This is a genomic window from Desertibaculum subflavum, from assembly GCA_003576705.1.
Taxonomy (GTDB): Bacteria; Pseudomonadota; Alphaproteobacteria; order Ferrovibrionales; family Ferrovibrionaceae; genus Desertibaculum; species Desertibaculum subflavum.
In genome coordinates this window covers 1-4,321 of the sequence record QOZS01000118.1, presented here as the reverse complement: position 1 = coordinate 4,321, position 4,321 = coordinate 1, and the positions used below count along the sequence as shown (strand labels likewise).

At 70.3% G+C, this 4,321-nt stretch carries 2 protein-coding genes and 2 pseudogenes; all 4 read right to left on the bottom strand.

The features are described from left to right. A pseudogene (locus tag DT074_RS28380) lies at positions 1-190 on the bottom strand (hypothetical protein); the annotation flags it as partial. Between the two features lie 69 nt (positions 191-259). Beyond that, complete coding sequence (locus tag DT074_RS27620; RefSeq protein ID WP_119423044.1) at positions 260-631, bottom strand: VOC family protein; 372 nt, start codon at positions 629-631, stop codon at positions 260-262. Positions 632-651: 20 nt separating this feature from the next. After that, positions 652-3,378, bottom strand: coding sequence for a CHASE2 domain-containing protein (locus DT074_RS27615; RefSeq protein WP_119423043.1), 2,727 nt, complete (start codon positions 3,376-3,378; stop codon positions 652-654). Beyond that, positions 3,375-4,321: pseudogene (locus DT074_RS27610) on the bottom strand (hypothetical protein); the annotation flags it as partial. The pseudogene DT074_RS27610 and the gene DT074_RS27615, both read right to left, overlap by 4 nt.

Sequence of the window (4,321 nt, the reverse complement as noted above, 5' to 3'; positions counted from 1 at the left end):
TCTTCGGCGGCGGCGCCGTCTGCGTGACCGGCCGCTGCGCGATCGGCTGTGCAGCGGCCGGCGCCGGCGCAACGGCCTGGGGCGCCGGCGCCGTGGGGAGCTGCGGGCCGGCGGCGCGCTGCTGCTCGACGGCGCAGGAGGCCAGCAGAAGGCAGCCCATGCCCGCAATGATCACCACAGCCCGTTGCACGGCACGGCCCCCCGACGACATGGCGCGAGGATAGCCGAAATTGCGGCCTGTCGCACCCGGCGTGGCGAGCTACTGGTGAACCGCTTCGAGCTTGTGGCCGTCCGGATCGGCGACGAAGGCCGCGTAGTAGGCGGGGCCGTAATTGGGTCGCGCGCCGGGCGGGCCGAGATCGCGGCCGCCCGAGTTCAGTGCAGCCGCATGGAAACGATCGACGGCCGCGCGGCTCGGCGCGATGAAAGCAAGATGAAAGCCGTCGCCCGGTGCCGCCGCCTTGCCGGGCCGGGCGAACAGCGCGAGCTTGTCGTTCTGACCGGCCCGGCCATAGCCGATGCCGGTCGAGTTGCTCCACACCCGGACATAGCCGAGCTCGGCCAGGGCCGCGTCGTAGAAGGCCGCCGATTTCGCCAGATCGTTCACGCCGAAGGAGATATGTCCCAGCATGATGCGCCTCTCGATTGCGGCTACTTGGCCGTCGCGAAATAGACGCCGCGCCAGTGCGGGCCGGGCGGGTTGACCTCGAAATGCATGATACGGTCGAGATAGAGTTCGTAGAGGTCGCCGAGCTGCGGGGCAAGCGTACGGCATTCGATGGCCGCATCCCGCGCCTCCGTCCAGCGCTGGCCGCGATAGGCGGCCAGCATCTCGCCGTGACGCAGCACCAGCGCGCGATGCTGATCGCGCGCGGCCTCCACGGCATCGCCGAGCAGCGCGTAGATGTGCACCGCCTCGGTCTTTCCTTTCACCGCGATCAGGTCGAGCTCCAGGAAGGCGAGATCGGCCGCCCTTGCCACCGTCTCCTCGCCGACGACGATGCCGACGCCATAGCTGCGCGACTGCCCTTCCAGCCGGGCCGCGAGGTTGACGGCGTCGCCGACGACCGAATAGTTGACCTGCTGGTCGGAGCCCATGTTGCCGACGATGCAGTCGCCGGTATTGACGCCGATGCCGATCTCGAGGCCGAACACCCGCATGTCGGCCGGCGCCTCCTCGAGATGCTGGGCCCGATGCTCGGCCTCGTCGATCTGCGCCGCCGTCAGCTCGACCAGCAGGCTGCGGCGAGGCGCGTCCGCCTCGATCGTCCCGTGACGGGCAGCCAGCGTGAACCAGGCGAGCGCCTCGATCGGATCGCGCGTGACGCCGTCGCCATTGGCATAGCGCGTGCCGACGCGGACCTGGGCCTTGGCATGGCCCTGGCGCGCCGCCTTCAGGAACCAGCGCGCCGCGGCTTCGGTGTCGGGCCTGGTGCCGAGACCGTCGCGATAGGCCTTGGCGAGGTTGTATTGCGCGTTGGCATAGCCCTGCTCCGCCTCGGCCTGGAACAGCGCGAAGGCGCGGGTCGGCTCGCGCGGGCTGTCCTCCCCCTCGACCAGCTGCTTGGCCAGCACATAATCGTCATGGGCGGTGCCGGAGCCCTGCGCATGTGCCTCGGCCGCCAGCTCGGCGTTGAGAACGGCGAGCCTGCGGCGCATCTCCAATGCGGCCATGCAGGCGCGCCGCGCGTGGTCGCCATCCGGCAGCGGGGCGTTCCAGAACGCCATCACGCAATCGCCGATATATTTGTCGATGGTGCCGCGGTGATCCAGGATCACATGCGTCATCGGCGTGAGGAAGCGGGTGATCAGGCTGGTCAGCGCGCCGGGGTCCGACTTGAAGCGCTCGGCGATGCTGGTGAAGCCGCGCACGTCGCTGAACAGGAAGGTCATGGTGCGGGCATCGCCGCCCAGCTTGAGCAGTTCCGGGTTGTTGGCGAGCTGCTCGACGTAATCCGGCGACACGTAGCGCGCGAAGGCGCTGCGGATCCAGCGCCGCTGGCTCTCCTCGCGGCTGTAGTTGCTGTAGACCAGCGTGCCGTAGAGCGCCGCGACCGTGACCAGCGGCAGTGCCGGGTCGAGCAGCAATCCGGCCTGGGTGAAGCAGAGCGCGGCGGCGCCCACCACGATGATGGCGAGCGCGATGGCGAGCCAGAGCGTGCGCGCCGCGCCGGCGGCGGGCACCAGCCACAGCATCAGGCCGCCGAGCAGTAGGATGGTCGCGATCTCGATCGCGCGCATCCAATCTGGGCGGATCAGAAAGCTGCCGCTCAACAGGGTTTCCAGCACCTGCGCATGCACGATCACGCCCGGCATGGCGGCATCGACCGGCGTCGCCCGCAGGTTCTGCAGGCCGGCGCCGGTGGTGCCGACCAGCACGATCCGGCCGCCGAGCAGTTCGGGCGCGACCGTGCCGGCCAGCACGTCGCGCGCCGAAATCTGAGTGATCGCAGAAGTGCGGCCGAAATGGATCCAGCTGCGGCCCGAGGCATCGGTCGGGATCAAGGTGCCGCCGATCACCACGCCTTCGATGCCGAAGGCGCCGGCGCGGGTGACGAAAACGGTCTCGCCGGTCACCAGCCGGATCAGCTCCAGCACCAGCGCCGGATGCAGCTGCTCGCCGATGCCCAGCACCAGCGGCACGCGGCGTACCACGCCATCGGCCTCCGGCGGCAGGTTCAGGATGCCGCGGCCCTCGGCGGCGGCGTCCAGCTCGCCAACCGGCGCGATCACCCGCGGCTGGCGATACAGGCGCGCGAAGGGCAGGGGATCGGCGCCGAGCGACACCGAGGGCGTCACCGGCAGGGCTTCGGGCGCCGGCACGGCCGCATCGCGGGCCTCCTCGACGGCACGGCCCAGCACCACGCAGCAGCGCCGGATCGCGTCCGCAAAGACGGCGTCGTTGCTCGGCATCGCCCCGAGCCGCGCGCGCGTCTCGGGATCGAGATTGGGCAGCGTCTCGGCGATCGACGCCGGCGAGGTGCGGTCGGCCTCGGCGAACAGGACGTCGAAGCCGATGGCGACGGCGCCGTACTCCTCCAGCCGCCGCACGATCTCGGCCAGCCTCGTGCGGGGCCACGGCCACTGGCCGAGCTCGGTCAGGCTTGGCTCGTCGATGGCCACCACGGCGACCGCGGGCTCGGCCATAGGCGGCCGGGGGAACAGCTGCTGCAGGAAATCGAAGCCGCGCATCTGGGCGACCAGAAGCGGTGTCGGCGACCACAGGCGCAGCAGGATGATGGCGGCCAGGACGGCAAGGCCGACCAGACGGCCGTGGCCGAACAATGCCCGCAGCAAACGTCGCGGCCAGGGCAGACGGTGGGGCGCCTCCGCAGCGGCAAGCGCCGGCGCGGCGGGGCTCGCCCCGGCGTCGTTCAACGGCCGCGTCGCCGATGCCGCCCGGCGAACAGGAACAGGCCGCCGCCCAGCAGCACCGCGAAGCCAACCGGCGGTGCCACGACGGCAATAATCACATCGTCGGTAAAGCTGAGCTTGTATTGCAAGAGCGATCCGACCTCGCCGAAGGCGGCATTCAGGTCGGTCAGGATGTACAGGATGACGTCGCCGGTTTCCAGCAGCGCCAGAAACTCTTCCCAGGTGCCTTTCGCGGGGTCGAAGCTCACCGTCAGAAGCGCCTCTTCGCCGGCGCCCAGCACCTCGCCCGGCTCGATGCCCGAGATGGTCAGGAACTCGCTGCCCGGCCCCTCGACATAGGCCGAGAGAATGGTCACGCCGACGATGTCGATCGGCGCCACATCGGCGGTCATGTTGGCCAGGCGGACGCCCCGGCTGAGCGGCCCGAGATTGGCGGCCTGCGTCACCCCGACGCCTGCGCTGGCCGTGTTCACTGTCAGCACCTGATTGACCGCGATGCCCATCAGCTCGATGACGCCGCCGATGCCGAAGCCAGGAAAATCATATGGCAGCGCGGTGGTGTAGGTGCCGGGGGCCAGTGGGGAGAAGATATAGCTGAACTGCATTTCGCCGCCCGCCAGCAGGCGCACGCCGCCGGCACCCGAACCCGGACCGGCGAAATGGCCGTTCGAGCCGTCCAGGGTGCCGATGATTTCGCCGAGGCCGGTATCCGTTCGGGTAATGGTCACGAGGGCTTCGGAAGTCGAGCCGACGCGGGTGTATTGCTGATGCGTCGCCGTCACGGTGAGCGAAGGCTCGCCGCCCGGATTGCCCGGATTGCCGCCGGTCCCGCCGCCGCCTGTCCCGCCGCCCGTCGAGCCGCCACCGGTCGAACCGCCGCCGCCCGAGCCGAGCCCGGTGCCACCGCCCGATCCGCCGCCACCGCCGCCGCCACCGCCACCGCCAT

What these genes read in the sequence shown, in the direction of transcription:
- DT074_RS27620 (WP_119423044.1), bottom strand. Translation starts at nt 631, where the DNA reads ATGCTGGGACATATCTCCTTCGGCGTGAACGATCTGGCGAAATCGGCG.